We start from the raw sequence: 16,105 nt of genomic DNA on the forward strand, positions 1-16,105 counted from the left end.
CCTGCTAGCTGACAAAACTAGAAGAAAAACCCTATGAATCTACAAAAAACAAGTGAGCTGCGGTCCGCTTGAAGAGCGTCCACCACCCGGCCTTATCAATATCCGCAGAGGCGGTCAACTCAAATTCTGCGAGAACCTGACCATTCTGATACACCACCAGCTTGCCGACCACCTGACCAGCCTTGATCGGAGCAGCCAATTTGTCAGGAGCAACCAGCTTGTGCGTAATGCTGTCCGGCCCCGCTCCCTTCTTCACCAGAACGTTCAGCGGCTTGGCCGATGCCAGTTCCAGCTGAGCACTGGTTCCCTTCTGTACCTTCACCTTGCCGATAGCTTCCCCTGCTTGATAGATCGGCAGCAATGAATATTGCGAGAAGGCATAGTCGAACATTGCGGATACCTCACTATTGCGCGTTTTGGTATTGGGTTCGCCCAGCACAACTGCAACAAGACGCAGACCATCCCGCTTGGCTGTAGCAGCCAGACAGAACTTGGCTTCGGAGGTATAGCCTGTCTTCAGGCCATCCGCTCCACTGTAGAAGCGTACAAGCTTGTTCGTATTCACCAGCCAGAAGGGCTTCTCGCTGCCCTGCCGCAAATAATCCTGATAGGCCCCCGTGTACTTCGTGACCGCCTCGTGCTTCAGCAGCTCCCGGCTCATCAGGGCGATATCGTAGGCAGAGCTGTAATGGTTCTCCACGGGCAGCCCATTGCAGTTGGCGAAATGCGTATTTTTCATGCCGAGCTCCTTGGCCCGCTTGTTCATCAGGTTCACGAAGCCCTTCTCCGATCCTGCGATCTTCTCGGCCAGCGCTACAGAAGCATCGTTGCCGGAAGCCATAGCTACCCCTTTCAGCAATTCCTCCACCGTCATGGTTTCCCCTGGCTCCAGGAAGATCTGTGATCCCCCCATGGAAGCGGCGTATTCACTCGCTGTCACCTTATCGGTCAGCTTAAGTGTTCCGTTATCAATAGCTTCCATCGTCAGCAGCATCGTCATAATCTTGGTGATACTGGCGGGCGGCAAGGACTGATGGCCTTTTTTCTCATAAATGACCGTACCCGTATCTGCATCGAGTAACACGGCGGATAAGGCATTTTGAGCCAGGGCAATTTGATCGTCCCCCGCACGGGCTTCGCTCTCCTCGGCATAAACGCCGGGCGCCCAGACTGAAAACGCCAATACCAACACGGTCAACCAGATAAATCCCCGTTGTTTCAAGATTAGTCCTCCTTTTAGACATAAGTCTGGATTCTGCTAACCTAGTATCGGCTGAATGATGGAATTTTATTCCTAGGAAACGCAAAAAACGCCTTGCGGCGTTTTTGGCAAATCTATTATCATGTGATGAATTCGGTTAGAAGCGTTTGACCCCCTCTGGGGTTACTAGCGCAAATACAAGCGGTCTTCTTGGCACTTTGGTTCCCGATATGCCGTAAGCCTGAAGTACCCGCCGCGCGGCTTCTGCTTGACCAGATTGATGAGCGGGGTTGAAGTGCAGAACAGCAAGCGTCTCGCCCGCCTTTACCGAATCGCCAATCTTCTTCCGCAGCTCTACTCCGGCAGCAAGATCGATGACAGAATCCTTCGTTTCCCGGCCTGCCCCGAGCAGCATAGCTGCAATGCCGATCTCCTCAGCCTGTATGGATTCAATGTATCCCTCCGCCGGGGCTTGCACCTCGACCACAAGCTCTGCTTGAGGCAGCAATTCCGGGTTATCGATCTGAGCGATATCTCCACCTTGGGCCGCAACCAGTTCCTTAAGCTTCTCCAAGGCCCTGCCGCTATCCAGTTGCTCCATCAGCAGAGCACTCGCTTCTTCTTCCGTCTTAGCCTTGCCGCCCAGAATCAGCATATGGGAGGCCAGAATGAGGCAGACCTCCTCCAAGTCAGCGGGTCCCTGTCCCCGGAGGGTCAATACCGCTTCCTTAATCTCCAGCGCATTGCCAATCGCATGACCCAGCGGCTGGTCCATATCACTGATTACAGCAACTGTACTGCGGCCTACCTGGGTACCGATATCAACCATCGCTTTGGCCAAACGAATAGAATCCTCCAGCGTCTTCATAAACGCGCCGCTTCCGGTCTTGACATCCAGCACAATCGCATCCGCTCCGGCGGCAATCTTCTTGCTCATGACACTGCTGGCGATGAGCGGAATGGACTCCACTGTGGCTGTGACGTCACGCAAAGCATATAGCTTCTTGTCGGCAGGGGTCATATTCCCACTTTGACCTACTACTGCAAGCCCGATATCATTGACCTGACGGAAGAAGTCCTCCTTGCCAAGCTCCACGGAGAAGCCCGATATCGCCTCCAGCTTATCGATCGTCCCTCCGGTGTGTCCCAGTCCCCTACCGGACATCTTAGCCACAGGGACACCCGCTGCAGCTACCAAGGGAGCAAGAACTACTGTAGTCTTGTCACCAACACCTCCAGTAGAGTGCTTGTCTACCTTAATTCCGTGAATCGAACTAAGGTCAATCATATCGCCGGAATGCGCCATCGCCATGGTCAAGTCTGCCGTTTCCCGCGCGCTCATGCCCTGATAAAATACAGCCATCGCCCAAGCCGACATCTGATAATCAGGAATATCTCCGTTGCTATAGCCATTGACCAAGAAGGCAATCTCATCTCCGGTCAATTCCCGGCCCTCTCTCTTCTTGCGAATCAGATCCACTGCTCTCATCGTCCTTACCTCCATTCCTCAGGCTGTTCTACATTTTGGGAATGATAGACAATACAAGACTCAGAAATTTCTCACGTACGCGGTCCGTTGTCTCCATGACCTCATGATGGGACAAAGGCTGATCCAGAATTCCGGAGGCCATATTGCTGATGCAGGAGATGCCCAACACCTCAAGACCCGCATGTCTGGCCACGATAACTTCAGATACCGTCGACATCCCTACAGCATCCGCGCCCATCGTCCGCAGCATGCGAATCTCCGCAGGCGTCTCATAACAAGGTCCCAGAAGTCCGGCGTATACCCCCTCCTGCAACGGCACATCCTTCTCTGTGGCAATTCCCTTTGCCAATTCACGAAGCTTGCGGCTGTAAGCCTGAGACATATCCGGGAACCGCGGACCCAATTCCTCATCATTAGGTCCAATCAGCGGATTCCGTCCAGTCAGATTGATATGATCGGAAATCAGCATCAGATCCCCGGGCGCGTAAGCTGTGTTTACCCCACCGGCGGCATTAGTCACAAGGAGTGTGGCCACGCCCAGCTCTTTCATCACCCGTACGGGAAAAGCGGTCACCTCGGGACCATAGCCCTCGTACATATGGAACCGACCCTTCATTAGCACAACCGGTGTGCCTTGCACTGTGCCGATTAACAATTCCCCGGCATGCCCTTCAACGGTAGACTGCGGGAAGAAGGGAATGTCATGATACGCAATGCTGACAGGCTGCTCCAGGTGATCGGCAAGAACTCCCAGCCCAGAGCCCAAAATCAAGCCTACCTTCGGCGTAAGTGTCGAGCGAGAACGGATATATTGTGCCGCTTCCCGAATCATACCTATTGTTAAAGTTGTCGTCATTGATGGAATCCTCCTGTTATGGATAAATAAATTGAATATAGGCAGAGCTTATGATCTAGGCAAAGAAGCAGACGAGAAAATGTTCTTACGATCGCTGTTGCTCATGGATTTCTCCTATTTAATAAATTCTTATGAGGTAGAAATCCATTCCCAAAGGCAAACCAGCATATGCTTCCGATGCAGCTTTCTTGCAGAGAGCTTTGAGCTTCTTCAGAATCATTTCCTCCCTTGCTTGTTATGCCAATTCCTTAGCTCAGCTTATAACTCACGCAAGAAGCTGCGTCCATGCTGCGGCGCCTTCACGCCGAAGTTATCGGCGATGGTCGCCGCCAGGTCAGCATAGGTGCTTCTCACGCCAAGACTGCCCGGCTTGGTTAGCCCTGGGCTGTACACCAGAAGCGGCACATACTCACGGGTATGATCTGTTCCGGCATGAATGGGATCATTGCCATGGTCTGCGGTAATGATCAGCACATCGTGCTCGCCTACCTTCTCCATTAAGGCTGGCAATGCCGCATCAAATTCCTCCAACGCCCGCGCATATCCCTGTGGATCGCGACGATGTCCGTAGAGCGAATCAAAATCAACTAAATTAGTAAACAGCAAGCCCGTAAAATCCTCACCGAGATGTTCTAAAGTTTGCTCAATACCGTGCGCATTGCTCTTGGTTGGATAAGAAGCAGTAATGCCTTCTCCGGTGAAAATATCATTGATTTTGCCGACAGCCACAACTTGCTTGCCAGCATGCTTCAGTGCGTTCAGCACCGTCGGTTCCGGTGGCTTCACCGCATAATCATGACGGTTTGGCGTGCGTTGGAAGTTCCCCGGCTCACCAACAAATGGCCGGGCGATAACACGGCCTACGGTGTGCTCAGGCTCCAGAGTCAATCGGCGGGCAATTTCGCAAGCCCGGTACAGCTCGTCCAGTGGGACGACCTCCTCATGAGCAGCGATCTGGAATACGCTGTCCGCCGAGGTGTAGACAATCCAAGCGCCGGTCCGCATATGCTCTTCACCAAGTTCTACCAGGATTTCTGTGCCGGATGCCGGCTTGTTGCCGATGATTTTACGCCCCGTCTCCTCCTCGAAGCGAGCGAGCAAATCACGTGGGAAGCCATTCGGGTACGTCTGAAACGGCGTCTCGATTTTCAGTCCCATCAGCTCCCAATGACCGGTCATTGTATCCTTGCCAGCCGAAATTTCTGCCATTTTCCCATAATAGGCTGCCGGCTCTGCTACCGAAGCCAAATGGGGCAGCTCCGCAATGTTTCCAAGGCCAAGCCGCTGCAAATGAGGCAGCTTGGTGCCCGGTACAGTCTGCATAATATGACCTAAAGTATGTGCACCTTTATCGCCAAAGTCAGGGGCATCGGGCAGCTCGCCAATTCCTACACTATCAAGAACGATGACCGTCATTTTGTTAAAACGAGGTTCGCGTTGCATACATAAATCACTCCTTATCGTATTACCTCTTTGATAGAGGTAGTTCAAAAAGTCATCTTTTGATCACGAAGCGGGTCAGAAAGTGGACTCGCACTTATAAGTCTTTGCAACTTAGTTATCCCTTGTGAGACGATAAACCATCCGCCTCTCCAGCCCCTTCGAGCAAATCTGCTTCCGAATCGCGTTGCCTTGCCCTGGGATGAAAGCTGTCATACACCGCTTTCAGGTTAGGCTTGGTCCGATTGAGGTACATCTGAATGGTTGCAGCATCGGTATGGCCCAACATCTCCTGTACTGATTTGACATCTGCCCCACGCTCCAACAGATGAACGGCAAAGGAATGGCGCAAAGTATGCGGCGTAATATCCACCCCGATTCCTGCCTCCAGCCCGTACTTCTTGATGACCTTCCAGAAGCCTTGACGACTAATTTGTCCCCCCCGGCGATTCGGGAATAAAGCTTGATTGTCGTCGGACAGATTGAAATGAGGCCGTCCCTCCTCTATATAACGGGCCAGCCACTGTGCTGTCACCGGGCCAAACGGTATAATGCGTTCCTTGCCGCGTTCGCCGGAACAGCGCAGAAATCGCAGCACCAGGTCCACATCGCTGGCCTGAAGCTTGACCAATTCAGTTACGCGAATACCTGTCGCGTATAGCAGTTCCAGCATCGCCTTGTCCCTAAGGCCTAGCGGAGTCTCACCATCAGGCGCATCCAGCAAGCGCTCCGTGTCCTCCACACTCAAAATGGGCGGCAGCTTCTTCTCAAGCTTGGGCAGTTCCACCATCACCAAGGGATCTTGCTCAATCAACCGCTCCCGCAACAAATATTGAAAAAAAGCGCGAAGCGTGACGGATACCCGCAGAATGGTCGCCGGAGCCTTGCCCTGCTCCTTCAGAGATGCAAAATAGAGCATGATTCCCGCTCGGGTCACCTCGTTAAAATGCTCGATCCCGCGTTCCCGCAAATACCGCAGATATTGCTTCAGGTCATGGGCATAGGATTGCTGCGTAGCTTGGCTTAGCCGTCGCTGCTCAGTGAGAGACGAAATAAAAGAGGCGGCATCCCGTTCCATGTGCTGCGCCCCCCTTCTTCATTATCACAAACGATCATTGCGTTGATCTCCATTTATTGAATTCCACGTCAAGGTTCCATTTCCCTGCTGCTTGGAACAGATTGCTCACTCTCCATACCAGAAAAACAGCACCAACCGATCCGTTAGCGCCTCCATCCGGCTGCTGCTTGCGTTTCCTTCATGAAAGGCTTTAACCGCCGCGCCTTCCGGCACCCGATATTTATCTGCACGGAAGACGTACTCGTCCAATAGTCCCAGCCCTTTATACAGAGTATATGCGAGCGCAATGAACAGGAGCAAATATTTGCCGCTTCGCAGCCATTTGCGAAGTGAAATGACCATCTGGCTTCACCCTCTCCTTCGATCCGTATCCCTACCCATAACGGCTTGGACACCTCTATACTTCAAGTATATAGGTCGAGGGCAATGAGTATTCCGGCTAGCGCATTCTCCACCAGCAGAACGTAAAAAGCTCCTTACGGCATGAGGCCGTATGGAGCTCTGCTTCCATCATTTATTGCTTATTTCCAGGTCCCGACGAATCATTGTTCTTGTCCTTACAGCGGTAACAAATTCCCTGAAAGTCCAGCCGGTGATCCAACACCGTAAAGTTGAATTCTTTCTCCAGACGTTCCTCCAGCGGACCCAGCCAATCCTCACGAATCTCATCCATCGCCCCACACTGCACGCAAATCAAGTGGTGGTGATGATGTTTAGTTGTATCCGTGCGCAAGTCGTAACGAGCTACCCCGTCGCCGAAATTAATCTTCTCCACCACATGGAGTTCGCTAAGCAATTCCAACGTCCGATAAACGGTGGCCAGCCCAATTTCCGGAGCTTTGTCTTTAACGAGCATAAAAACATCTTCCGCGCTGAGATGATCGTCTTCATTTTCAAGCAATACGCGTACCGTGGCTTCCCGCTGGGGCGTCAATTTGTAACCGTGGGATTGTAACTGTTGTTTAATTTTATCGATCTTAGCTTCCATGTTCTCCCTCCCCCAGCCATGCCGCACATCCAAAAAAGTTCTATGACCACTTCCTTCATTATAGGGGGAGTTAATCAACAAAGTCAAACATTTTGCTAGAGCAGCACCGGGTTCGCCATTCTACTCTATAGCATGGGGGCAACCCAACCCATCAACACGGGCGTCACCCATGTTTCAAAGGAGGAAATACCAAGCAGGACCGCCGCCATCACCAATGTAAGCGTGGTGTACGACAAGAAGGGCCGGGCAGCCTGACCTTTGTGATTCATCAACACTCGGGAACGAATAATGCCCAGGGAGAAGCCAATCGCCGCCACACTGGCAATCAGTAGAGCGGGAATAACGACGAGGTTGTGCGGCGCTACCGATACGAGCGCAAACAGGAGTCCCTTCCATGTATACTGGCCCACAAGGCAGCCGACAGTGAAGCCGATCAATACCCCTTTCAGAAAATCCAGAATCAGAATGCCGGGTAATCCGATCACCGATAAACCAAGCAGCCAGATCAACCCCAGCCATTTTAAATGCAAAGCGGCCACGCTCCAAAATGTCATCGGCTGAAAATCGGCGCCTTCTTCATGTATCGAGAGAAAGAAGTCGCCAAGATAGCGAGATATATCCTGTTGTTGCTCTAAAGTCAAAGCATTCACCATCAATGCGCCAAAAACGACACCCATAAGAAACAGGACGGAAACGAACACGTATAACGGGGTTTGATCCTTAAGTGTATGGCGAATAGGTTGCAGCATAACGAGCCTCCTTGCTTGTTCGTTTTGGTTCCTACCTTAAACTATGAACAAGCCTGGCTCCCTATGCGCATTTCGCCCGCTATCTTAAGATTTCACGACTTTGCCGTATACACCGCCGCCGCCCGAAGCTAATTCAAGCCGTCCGCTGCGCGCAGCGGCAATCTGCTCCGCCAGGACCGGGCCTACCGCATCTGCAAGGCTCGCTTCCGGTACTCTGTGCAGAATATTCATCTCTGTGCCGAAGGTCTTCAGCAATAATTCAAGCTTGGCCGGCCCCAGACCGGGAATAAATTCAAGCGGCACCTGATAATGATACGGCGGACGATGGTCAGGTACGCATGATTCCTGACGATCCGCGATAGAGCGGATACGATCCAGCACGCCGCGTACTAGCTTGACACTGCCGCAGTAAGGACAACGTTCGACCGTCGTCGCCGCCTCGTCAATAATATAGCTGCAGCCGCTGCAATAGGTCCGGTGGTACTTCCCAAGTCTTGGATTAAGACCATAATTGCCTGCCACCTGCCGACCTTCCTCGCGCCGCAACGCTTTGGCAAATTCCGTAAAGCTGGCCTCCTTGAGTAAAAGCTCATTGTACTCTCGACCGATTTTTCCCAAGGAATGGGCGTCCGAATTCGTCAAGATGGTATATGGATCAAGTTCACTGAGCAATCCGGCCATCTCGGTATCCGCACTGAGTCCCAGTTCCACGCCTTGAATAAGCGTTGGGTCCAGCACATCCGCCATTCGCGGAGCACAGCTTCCGTAAATGCTGCGATGCGGGGTGAAAATATGAGCGGGGATCAATAGCCCACCCCGGGCGACAATCTCTTCCTGCAACAGCTTGGCCGGAGCATACACCCGCTGCGAGCTCAAGTTAACGTTCTTCATTCTGGTGCTCAGCCAGTGGGTAAAGCCACGGATCGTCTCCAGATGGGGGAAGAAAGCCAGCACATGTGCCGGGCCCATGCCAGGCTCACGAATTTCCAGCTCACTGCCGAGCAGTAGCGTGGTCCCCTGATAGGCAATCCCACCGTCTGTGAGCTCCTGCATCTCTCCATGGCGCAGAGCTTCCTCAATGTCCTCCTGTACACCTGGAGACTGACAATCAATAATACCGACCAGTCCGATACCTTTCCGCTCGGCTGCCTCCTTCGCTATACCGGCAAATGTAAGGTCCTTGCTGCCGCTGATTTTGACAGGCGCCCCGCCTCCGGTGCGTCCGATATGGATGTGCAAATCGGCAAATACAGTACTGAGTTGAGTGCTCATTCGACCACTTCCAATGCCTTCTGCGCCAGTTGCGCTTGCCAAATGTATACCGCCAGAATCGTCTTGGCGTCAGCGATCCGCCCTTCTGCTATATAGGCAAGGGCTTGCTCCAGCTCAGCCTCATGCAATTCGATAAATTCATCCTCATCCAGAGACATCTCCCCGGCTGCCAGATCTTCGGCCAAGTATAAATGAATGATTTCATCCGCAAAACCCGGGGAGGTGTAGAAGGAATGCAAATGGGTTAGCTTGCCGCTGCGAAATCCGGTCTCCTCCTGAAGCTCCCGTGCCGCTGCCTCTCTGGGGTCTTCCCCCTGCTCCAGCTTGCCCGCCGGAATCTCTAATTCGCAACGCCCCATGGCCTGACGGTATTGATCCACCAGTAAAAGGCGCCCTTGATGTATCGCCAGTACGGCCACGGCTCCGGGATGCTTAACAACCTCCCGGGTAGCTGTCGTTCCATCTGGCAGCATTACGGTATCGATTTGCAAGGAGATGATCTTGCCGCTAAATATCGGTTGCGTAGACACCGTTGTTTCCCTTAATTGATCTTTTTCTTTCATGGCACAATTCCTCCCTAATTTATAAGCGTTCAAATATAGCTCATAACTTGTCCCGCTCGGACATATGTTGTTATTATATCAAACCCGTCCGGGAAAGGAGCTTAAGGAGCGTATGAAAAGTTATATCGCGCAAGACCGCATTCACGCCCAAGGAAAAGCTTGGCAAATTCGCATTCTCTTATCCCAGTGGATGAAGGAGGCTGGAGGCGCCGTTCCTCTGTCTGAGTTCATCCATACGCGTACGCGGCAATCAACAACAGCCCATGGCGGCTCCAAAGCAGGGCGATAGTATGACAGGCCCAACAGAGCTGCAACAGCCCTCAAGCCTTGACCGCCTGTATGAACAGATCTCCGAGGCCATCTCTGCAGACCAACCCGAATTGGCCGGGCAGTTGATTCAGGACAGCGATCCCTATGAGTTCAGCCTTTTCGTACAAGCCTTATATCTCTCGGGTTATACCCTGCTTGCCAAAGAAAAGCTGCTTACGCTAAAGACTTCACTGCTGCGGAGACCGCATGCCCCTTATCTGGAGCTTGCTTTCATCTGGGCAGACATCTGCTATGAGGAAGGCAGGTTTGACGAAGCTGCGCCGATCCTCGAAGCCATTGCCGAGCAAAGCCCTCACTTCGCCGCGGCCAGATTCGGGGCTGCCGCCTGTCAGCTAAGACAAGCGATCGCCCGCCTGGAGCGAAGAGTGAAGCTCTATCATCCCCCGCAGACGGAAGCAGAGAAAATCGCCAAATATATTGAACAGTGCCATGATATGCTGGAACTGGTTCAAGAGTCAGACTGGAGGGTTTGCTGGTCCGGTTCACGAATCCAAACCGATCGTTTTTCGGCATAAGACTACCCCGACCTGCTGATATCTCCGGGAGCTCCGGGAGATGCTGACTATCAACAAAAGCCCGACGCAAGCGAATGCACCGGGCTTTAAGCAAGGCATGACGTTTAGACAATAACGGATTGTCGAACGATTTCCAACGCATATTCCGCCGTTTTTACGATATCGGCCTGTTTGATTTTTTCCTTGGTCGTATGAATATCCTCGTAGCCAATCGCTAAATTGACAGTTGGGATCCCCAGACCGTTTAATACATTGGCATCGCTGCCTCCCCCGGTCGTAAACGTCGTCCCTGGCAAACCGAGGGCCGCTGCTGCCTTTTGCGCGATCTTCAGCACAGCATCCTCCTCAGAGACGCGGAATGCGCGATACACGATATTCCCGTGAAATTCACCCTTGGCTCCATAATCACGGCAGACCTCCTCCACCACTTCCTTCATTTCGCCAAGCTGCTTCTCTACCTTCTCCTGAGACATGCTGCGAGCTTCCCCGTACAAGGTTACATGGTCCGGTACAATATTGGTGGCTCCGCCACCTTCAAACCTGCCGATATTAGCCGTGGTTTCGTGATCGATACGCCCCAGATTCATACGAGCCAGCACTTTGCCAGCTACCTGAATGGCACTGATTCCATCTTCGGGATTGACACCAGCATGCGCCGCTTTCCCAAAAATCTCAATTTTCACACTCGCTTGCGTAGGGGCTCCGACACAGATCGTCCCCACTTCACCGCCCGTATCGATAGCAAAACCAAATTTGGCGTTAATATGCTTGGTTTCCAGCGCTCTCGCCCCGCGCAAGCTGGACTCTTCACCAACGGAAATAACAAACTGGATGGCACCATGTGGTATTTGCTGCTCCTGAAGTGTTTCAATCAACTCTAACAATACCGCTACTCCAGCTTTGTCATCAGCGCCAAGCACGGTCGTTCCATCGCTGCGAATCCAGCCATCCTCACCGACGATTGGCTTCACGCCTTTACCTGGCGTTACCGTATCCATATGGCATGAGAACAGGAACGGATCAGCAGATATCCCTTCGCTCGCCTGAAGTGTAGCGATAAGATTGCCAGCGCCATGTCCGGTTTCCGCCTGCGAATTATCTTCGACCACTTCAAGTCCCAATGCAGTAAATTTATGAGTCAACACATCGGCTATTTGCCGCTCGTGTTTGGTTTCACTATCGATTTGCACCAGCTCCAGAAAGTGCCGGATCACTCTTTCCTGATTGATCATTAGACTTTCCTCACTTTCTTCTTTACGATATGATAATAAGGACAACATTTAACGTGAAAATAAAGGAGTATCGTGATGCGTAAAAAATGGATGAGAATTGTTGTATATCTGATGCTGTTCGCCATGGTGGGTTCCACCCTGCTATTATTCCTGGAGCCTCTGCTCATCCCACAAGGCCGCTAAGCTGCGGCTACGTTCTTATTCATAGCCTGCGGCTTTGAACGCTCCGTCAAGCTTGAACAACTCATTGAAATAAGGTACGATTTCCCGCGCAACCTCGCTTACACGAAACGTTCGACCTGTAACGTCCTCCAGCGACGTCACCCCGTATTCCTGAATGCCGCAAGGCACTATCCCCCGGAATCCTGCATCCTGAATGCCTGACTTTACATTAAAGGCAAATCCATGACTTGTAATAAAACCTCTACTACGACGGCATTTATTAAATTTCACACCGATCGCACAAATTTTGACATTCCCTACCCAAACACCGGTATATTCCGGTTTTCGCGATCCTTTAATTCCTAAGGAATCCAAATAATTAATAATGACCTGCTCCAATTGACGCAGGTAGCCATGAAGATCGAGACCCCGCCCTGCATCCAGCTTCAACAGAGGATAACCAACTAGCTGTCCCGGCCCGTGATAGGTAATATCCCCGCCCCGATCGATTTCAAACACAGCGATGCCCTGCGCCTGAAGCTGCTCGGGACTTAGCAGCAAATGCTCGGGATGGCGCTGAGAGCCGATCGTATAGGTCGGTGGATGCTGAAGCAGCAGCAGGTGCTCCTGCTGCTGTCCTTCATCAATTTGTTTGACAAGCCGTTTTTGCAATTCCCATGCTTCCCCATACTCCAACGTCGGATAATAGCAGATTTTCAAGCCGTTCTTGCTCATCGCGCTTCGCCTCTTTATAGGAAATCTAGGCATCAGGCTCTCGCCCCGCCATGCCAAATTTAATAGACTTGGGTATCAAGCGAGTAGCTTTCCATGTTTTCCTTAACTCGCTGCATAAAGCGTCCGCAAATGACTCCGTCCAGAATCCGATGATCCAGTGACAGACAGAGATTAGCCATGGAACGGACCGCAATCATGTCGTTAATGACTACCGGCCGTTTCACGATGGATTCAAAGGTTAATATAGCCGCTTGCGGATAATTGATAATCGGCTGTGTCAGAATCGAACCGAAGGAACCCGTGTTGTTCACCGTAAATGTTCCGCCCTGCATATCATCCAGCTTCAGCTTGCCTGCACGAACCTTGCTAGCCAATTCTTCAATCTCCCGAGCCAGTCCGGCGATGTTCTTCTGGTCGGCCTTCTTGATGACCGGGGTCAGTACAGAATCCTCTGTGCCAACTGCCAGCGAAATATTGATATCTCGCTTGACTATAATTTTGTCTACTCCCCAGACGGAATTCATAATCGGGTAATCCTTGATTGCACCCACTACGGCCTTCAGCAAAAAGGCCAGGTAGGTCAAGTTGACGCCTTCCTTCTGCTTGAACTCTTGCTTCAACTTGTTGCGCAGTTGAACCAGATTTGTGACATCGACCTCAATCATCATCCAGCCATGCGGAATTTCAGAGACACTCTGACGCATCCGGGTCGCAATCGTGTTGCGAATAGGGGTTACATCAATAAAATACTCGGAGCGATCTCCACGCTCTACCTCAATCGTTGGAATTGGCGGATTTTCCGTCAAATGCAGGCCGGAATGACGCACAGGCTCGGAAGAGACCGCCGAAATGGCTGCCACGGGTGCAACTGACTGTTGTGCAGCAGCCGAAGTAGAAGCTGAGATAGATGTAGCCCCAGTTCTTGTACTGGTTTGACCTCCATGTTCTATATAAGCCAGTACATCCTTGCGGGTCACTCGCCCTCCCAGGCCAGTACCGGCAATTTGCCGCAGGTCAAGTCCATACTGGGCAGCCAGCGTCTGGACAGCCGGCGAATAACGGCTGCGCTGCCCGCTCTCCGGTTCTATTGGTGGTGCGGCCGGAGCCTGCGTTGTGCTGCTGAAAGAAGCCGTCGCTTCAGCGCCCGATTCACCGGCGCCAGATGCTGCTGCTGACGTTTCAATACGGCAAATGATGGCCCCTACCTGGACTTCCTCGCCTTCCTTGGCCAACAGTTCACCCATCACTCCATCCAGTGTCGAAGGAATTTCGGCGTTCACTTTGTCTGTAATGACTTCGCAGATAGGCTCATATTGCTCCACCGGGTCTCCGGGTTGCTTTAACCATTTCCCAATGGTAGCCGACACCAGTGATTCAGCAAGTTGCGGCATGACAACATCGGTTAACGTTTTATTGGATGGCATATTATGGCTCACTCCCTAATTAATAAAGCGCCAATTGAAGCATGGCTTCCTTGACCTTGTCTTTGCTAAGCATAAAGAACTTCTCCATCGGCGGGCTGATCGGCATCGCCGGAACATCGGGGCCGCATAAGCGCTGGATAGGCGCATCCAGATCAAATAAACATTCCTCGGATACGATCGCCGACACTTCAGCGCCGATCCCCCCGGTCTTGTTATCCTCGTGGATAATAAGCACCTTCCCGGTCTTGCGAGCGGCCTCCACAATAGCCTCGCGGTCTAAAGGCTGCAAGGTACGCAAGTCAAGAATATGCGCGCTTACTCCTTGCTCTGCAGCCAGTTCCTCGGCAGCTTGCATGGCAAAATGCAAAGGCAGACTGTAGCTGATTACCGTAATATCGGAGCCTTCGCGAAGCACCTTTGCCTTACCGATGGGTACTACATAATCGTCCTCTGGAACATCCTCCTTGATCAGCTTGTAGCATTTCTTGTTCTCGAAGAAGAGCACAGGATCGGGATCACGAATTGCCGCCTTTAGCAAGCCTTTGGCGTCATAAGCGGAATAAGGGGCCACAATCTTGAGCCCTGGTGTTCCGAAGAAGATGGATTCGGGGCACTGCGAATGATACAGTCCGCCAAAGATTCCGCCGCCAATTGGAGCACGAACCACGACCGGGCAGCTCCAGTCATTGTTGGAGCGATAGCGGATTTTGGCTGCTTCGCTAATAATCTGGTTTGTAGCTGGCAGCATGAAGTCTGAATACTGCATCTCTGCGATCGGCTTAAGTCCGTACATTGCAGCACCGATGGCTACGCCCGCAATCGCTGACTCGGCCAAGGGTGTATCGATGACGCGCGTTTCCCCAAATTGCTCCTGCAGACCCTTCGTCGTTGTAAATACGCCGCCCTTGACTCCGACATCCTCTCCTAAAACAAATACATTTTCGTCCCGCTCCATCTCTTCCTTCATGGCCAGACGAATAGCATCGATATACTCCATAACCGGCATAATTACAGCCCCTCCCCTTCGCTGGCATACACATGCAACAACGTATCTTCCGGACGAGGGAACGGTGCATTGTCAGCCGCTTCCACCGCTTCTTTCAACTGCTGGTTGATCTCTTTGAACAGCTCTTCATTCTGCTCTTCGCTCCACAAGCCCGCTTCCACCAAGTAGGCTTTCAGCTTCGGAATGCCGTCCTTCTTCCAGTTCTCGTCAACTTCTTCCTTGGTCCGATACGCTAAATCGTTGTCTGAAGTGGAGTGAGGGGACAAACGATACATCATCGCTTCAATCAGAGTAGGCCCTTCCCCGCGGACAGCCCGTTCCCGTGCTTCCTTCACGACCCGATAGACCTCAAAGGCATCATTACCGTCTACGCGAATGCCCGGGAAGCCATAACCCTGGGCACGGTCACAGACGCGACCACCCAATTGCTTCTTCACAGGTACAGAGATAGCATACTGGTTATTTTCGCACATAAAGATTACCGGCAGCTTCTGTACCCCGGCAAAATTAAGTCCCTCGTGAAAATCCCCTTGATTGCTGGAGCCCTCGCCAAAGGTGACAAACGAGACGATATCCTGCTTCTTCATCTTTGCGGCAAGTGCCACTCCGACCGCATGAGGAACCTGCGTAGTCACCGGGCTTGAGCCCGTCACGATCCGCAGGCGCTTGCTTCCGAAATGCCCCGGCATTTGCCGGCCTCCGCTATTAGGATCATCCGCCTTGGCAAAAGCGGACAGCATCAGTTCCGTCAGCGACATGCCCGCCGACAGAACCAAGCCATAATCGCGATAATATGGCAGGAAATAATCACGCTGCCGATTAAGGGCAAAGGCTGCTGCCACCTGAGCGGTCTCCTGACCAATGCCGGAGACGTGAAAGTTAATTTTCCCCGCTCGCTGCAATAGCATGTTGCGTTCATCGAATTTGCGGGCAAGCACCATATATTTGTACATCTCAATCACTTCAGCATTCGATAAACCGAGTTGCTCGTGCCTTGATTTTGTTTGAATTGAACTTTTCGCATTCATGGGAGTTACCTCCTTTAATTGGGTTTTCTTTACCTAA

The 16,105-nt window shown here is 52.0% G+C and carries 18 protein-coding genes; 3 read left to right on the forward strand and 15 right to left on the reverse strand.

Annotated elements, in window-relative coordinates; translation table 11 throughout:
* Positions 1-31 precede the first annotated feature (31 nt).
* From C557_RS0108710 to C557_RS0108760, 10 genes are all read right to left on the reverse strand, one after another.
* Positions 32-1,222 carry a D-alanyl-D-alanine carboxypeptidase family protein gene (locus tag C557_RS0108710; protein WP_018751471.1) on the reverse strand — a complete coding sequence of 397 codons (1,191 nt, stop codon included), beginning with the start codon at positions 1,220-1,222 and terminating at the stop codon, positions 32-34.
* A 136-nt stretch (positions 1,223-1,358) separates the two neighbouring features.
* Complete coding sequence (locus C557_RS0108715) at positions 1,359-2,690, reverse strand: pyrimidine-nucleoside phosphorylase (RefSeq protein ID WP_018751472.1); 1,332 nt, start codon at positions 2,688-2,690, stop codon at positions 1,359-1,361.
* 28 nt (positions 2,691-2,718) lie between these two features.
* Entirely contained in the window at positions 2,719-3,546 is an 828-nt protein-coding gene (locus C557_RS0108720) for a purine-nucleoside phosphorylase (RefSeq protein WP_018751473.1), read from the reverse strand.
* 258 nt (positions 3,547-3,804) lie between these two features.
* Positions 3,805-4,989, reverse strand: a complete 1,185-nt coding sequence (deoB, locus tag C557_RS0108730; protein WP_018751475.1) for a phosphopentomutase — start codon at positions 4,987-4,989, stop codon at positions 3,805-3,807.
* Positions 4,990-5,104: 115 nt separating this feature from the next.
* The gene (gene xerD / locus C557_RS0108735; protein ID WP_018751476.1) at positions 5,105-6,064 is read right to left on the reverse strand and encodes a site-specific tyrosine recombinase XerD; all 960 of its coding nucleotides are present in this window, start codon (positions 6,062-6,064) and stop codon (positions 5,105-5,107) included.
* Positions 6,065-6,169: 105 nt separating this feature from the next.
* Positions 6,170-6,406 carry a DUF4227 family protein gene (locus C557_RS0108740; protein ID WP_018751477.1) on the reverse strand — a complete coding sequence of 79 codons (237 nt, stop codon included), beginning with the start codon at positions 6,404-6,406 and terminating at the stop codon, positions 6,170-6,172.
* 172 nt (positions 6,407-6,578) lie between these two features.
* On the reverse strand, positions 6,579-7,052 hold the full coding sequence (gene fur / locus C557_RS0108745) for a ferric iron uptake transcriptional regulator (protein WP_018751478.1): 474 nt from the start codon (positions 7,050-7,052) through the stop codon (positions 6,579-6,581).
* Positions 7,053-7,177: 125 nt separating this feature from the next.
* Positions 7,178-7,801, reverse strand: a complete 624-nt coding sequence (gene spoIIM, locus C557_RS0108750; RefSeq protein WP_018751479.1) for a stage II sporulation protein M — start codon at positions 7,799-7,801, stop codon at positions 7,178-7,180.
* 84 nt (positions 7,802-7,885) lie between these two features.
* Entirely contained in the window at positions 7,886-9,073 is a 1,188-nt protein-coding gene (locus tag C557_RS0108755; protein ID WP_018751480.1) for an endonuclease Q family protein, read from the reverse strand.
* On the reverse strand, positions 9,070-9,636 hold the full coding sequence (locus C557_RS0108760) for an NUDIX hydrolase (protein WP_018751481.1): 567 nt from the start codon (positions 9,634-9,636) through the stop codon (positions 9,070-9,072). Before C557_RS0108760 ends, C557_RS0108755 begins: the two co-directional genes overlap by 4 nt.
* 112 nt (positions 9,637-9,748) lie before the next feature.
* Here C557_RS0108760 and mciZ point away from each other — a divergent pair, with 112 nt between their 5' ends.
* Entirely contained in the window at positions 9,749-9,925 is a 177-nt protein-coding gene (gene mciZ, locus C557_RS24435) for a Z-ring formation inhibitor MciZ (RefSeq protein WP_018751482.1), read from the forward strand.
* A 1-nt stretch (position 9,926) separates the two neighbouring features.
* Positions 9,927-10,481, forward strand: coding sequence for a tetratricopeptide repeat protein (locus C557_RS0108770; RefSeq protein WP_018751483.1), 555 nt, complete (start codon positions 9,927-9,929; stop codon positions 10,479-10,481).
* A 104-nt stretch (positions 10,482-10,585) separates the two neighbouring features.
* On the opposite strand, the gene C557_RS0108775 is transcribed toward C557_RS0108770, so the two are convergent.
* The gene (locus tag C557_RS0108775) at positions 10,586-11,713 is read right to left on the reverse strand and encodes a M20/M25/M40 family metallo-hydrolase (RefSeq protein WP_018751484.1); all 1,128 of its coding nucleotides are present in this window, start codon (positions 11,711-11,713) and stop codon (positions 10,586-10,588) included.
* Positions 11,714-11,788: 75 nt separating this feature from the next.
* Here C557_RS0108775 and prli42 point away from each other — a divergent pair, with 75 nt between their 5' ends.
* Complete coding sequence (gene prli42 / locus C557_RS24705; RefSeq protein ID WP_018751485.1) at positions 11,789-11,896, forward strand: stressosome-associated protein Prli42; 108 nt, start codon at positions 11,789-11,791, stop codon at positions 11,894-11,896.
* Positions 11,897-11,911: 15 nt separating this feature from the next.
* Here the strand turns inward: prli42 and lipB are convergent, their stop codons facing one another.
* From lipB to C557_RS0108800, 4 genes are read right to left on the reverse strand one after another with little or no spacing between them, the layout of a single operon-like run.
* Entirely contained in the window at positions 11,912-12,610 is a 699-nt protein-coding gene (lipB, locus tag C557_RS0108785; RefSeq protein ID WP_018751486.1) for a lipoyl(octanoyl) transferase LipB, read from the reverse strand.
* Between the two features lie 59 nt (positions 12,611-12,669).
* Positions 12,670-14,034 carry a dihydrolipoamide acetyltransferase family protein gene (locus tag C557_RS0108790; RefSeq protein WP_018751487.1) on the reverse strand — a complete coding sequence of 455 codons (1,365 nt, stop codon included), beginning with the start codon at positions 14,032-14,034 and terminating at the stop codon, positions 12,670-12,672.
* 19 nt (positions 14,035-14,053) lie between these two features.
* Positions 14,054-15,040, reverse strand: a complete 987-nt coding sequence (locus tag C557_RS0108795) for an alpha-ketoacid dehydrogenase subunit beta (protein ID WP_018751488.1) — start codon at positions 15,038-15,040, stop codon at positions 14,054-14,056.
* A gap of 2 nt (positions 15,041-15,042) precedes the next feature.
* Entirely contained in the window at positions 15,043-16,068 is a 1,026-nt protein-coding gene (locus C557_RS0108800; RefSeq protein ID WP_018751489.1) for a thiamine pyrophosphate-dependent dehydrogenase E1 component subunit alpha, read from the reverse strand.
* Positions 16,069-16,105 lie beyond the last annotated feature (37 nt).

The sequence above is a fragment of the Paenibacillus sanguinis 2301083 = DSM 16941 genome (assembly GCF_000374825.1).
In the GTDB taxonomy this organism is placed as follows: Bacteria; Bacillota; Bacilli; order Paenibacillales; family Paenibacillaceae; genus Fontibacillus; species Fontibacillus sanguinis.

Coding starts and splice junctions, on each gene's coding strand:
- C557_RS0108740 (WP_018751477.1), bottom strand. CDS start 6,406: ATGGTCATTTCACTTCGCAAATGGCTGCGAAGCGGCAAATATTTGCTC.
- C557_RS0108720 (WP_018751473.1), bottom strand. CDS start 3,546: ATGACGACAACTTTAACAATAGGTATGATTCGGGAAGCGGCACAATAT.
- mciZ (WP_018751482.1), top strand. CDS start 9,749: ATGAAAAGTTATATCGCGCAAGACCGCATTCACGCCCAAGGAAAAGCT.
- C557_RS0108795 (WP_018751488.1), bottom strand. CDS start 15,040: ATGCCGGTTATGGAGTATATCGATGCTATTCGTCTGGCCATGAAGGAA.
- C557_RS0108760 (WP_018751481.1), bottom strand. CDS start 9,636: ATGAAAGAAAAAGATCAATTAAGGGAAACAACGGTGTCTACGCAACCG.
- deoB (WP_018751475.1), bottom strand. CDS start 4,989: ATGCAACGCGAACCTCGTTTTAACAAAATGACGGTCATCGTTCTTGAT.
- C557_RS0108770 (WP_018751483.1), top strand. CDS start 9,927: ATGACAGGCCCAACAGAGCTGCAACAGCCCTCAAGCCTTGACCGCCTG.
- C557_RS0108715 (WP_018751472.1), bottom strand. CDS start 2,690: ATGAGAGCAGTGGATCTGATTCGCAAGAAGAGAGAGGGCCGGGAATTG.
- prli42 (WP_018751485.1), top strand. CDS start 11,789: ATGCGTAAAAAATGGATGAGAATTGTTGTATATCTGATGCTGTTCGCC.
- C557_RS0108755 (WP_018751480.1), bottom strand. CDS start 9,073: ATGAGCACTCAACTCAGTACTGTATTTGCCGATTTGCACATCCATATC.
- fur (WP_018751478.1), bottom strand. CDS start 7,052: ATGGAAGCTAAGATCGATAAAATTAAACAACAGTTACAATCCCACGGT.
- lipB (WP_018751486.1), bottom strand. CDS start 12,610: ATGAGCAAGAACGGCTTGAAAATCTGCTATTATCCGACGTTGGAGTAT.
- C557_RS0108790 (WP_018751487.1), bottom strand. CDS start 14,034: ATGCCATCCAATAAAACGTTAACCGATGTTGTCATGCCGCAACTTGCT.
- xerD (WP_018751476.1), bottom strand. CDS start 6,064: ATGGAACGGGATGCCGCCTCTTTTATTTCGTCTCTCACTGAGCAGCGA.
- C557_RS0108775 (WP_018751484.1), bottom strand. CDS start 11,713: ATGATCAATCAGGAAAGAGTGATCCGGCACTTTCTGGAGCTGGTGCAA.
- C557_RS0108800 (WP_018751489.1), bottom strand. CDS start 16,068: ATGAATGCGAAAAGTTCAATTCAAACAAAATCAAGGCACGAGCAACTC.
- spoIIM (WP_018751479.1), bottom strand. CDS start 7,801: ATGCTGCAACCTATTCGCCATACACTTAAGGATCAAACCCCGTTATAC.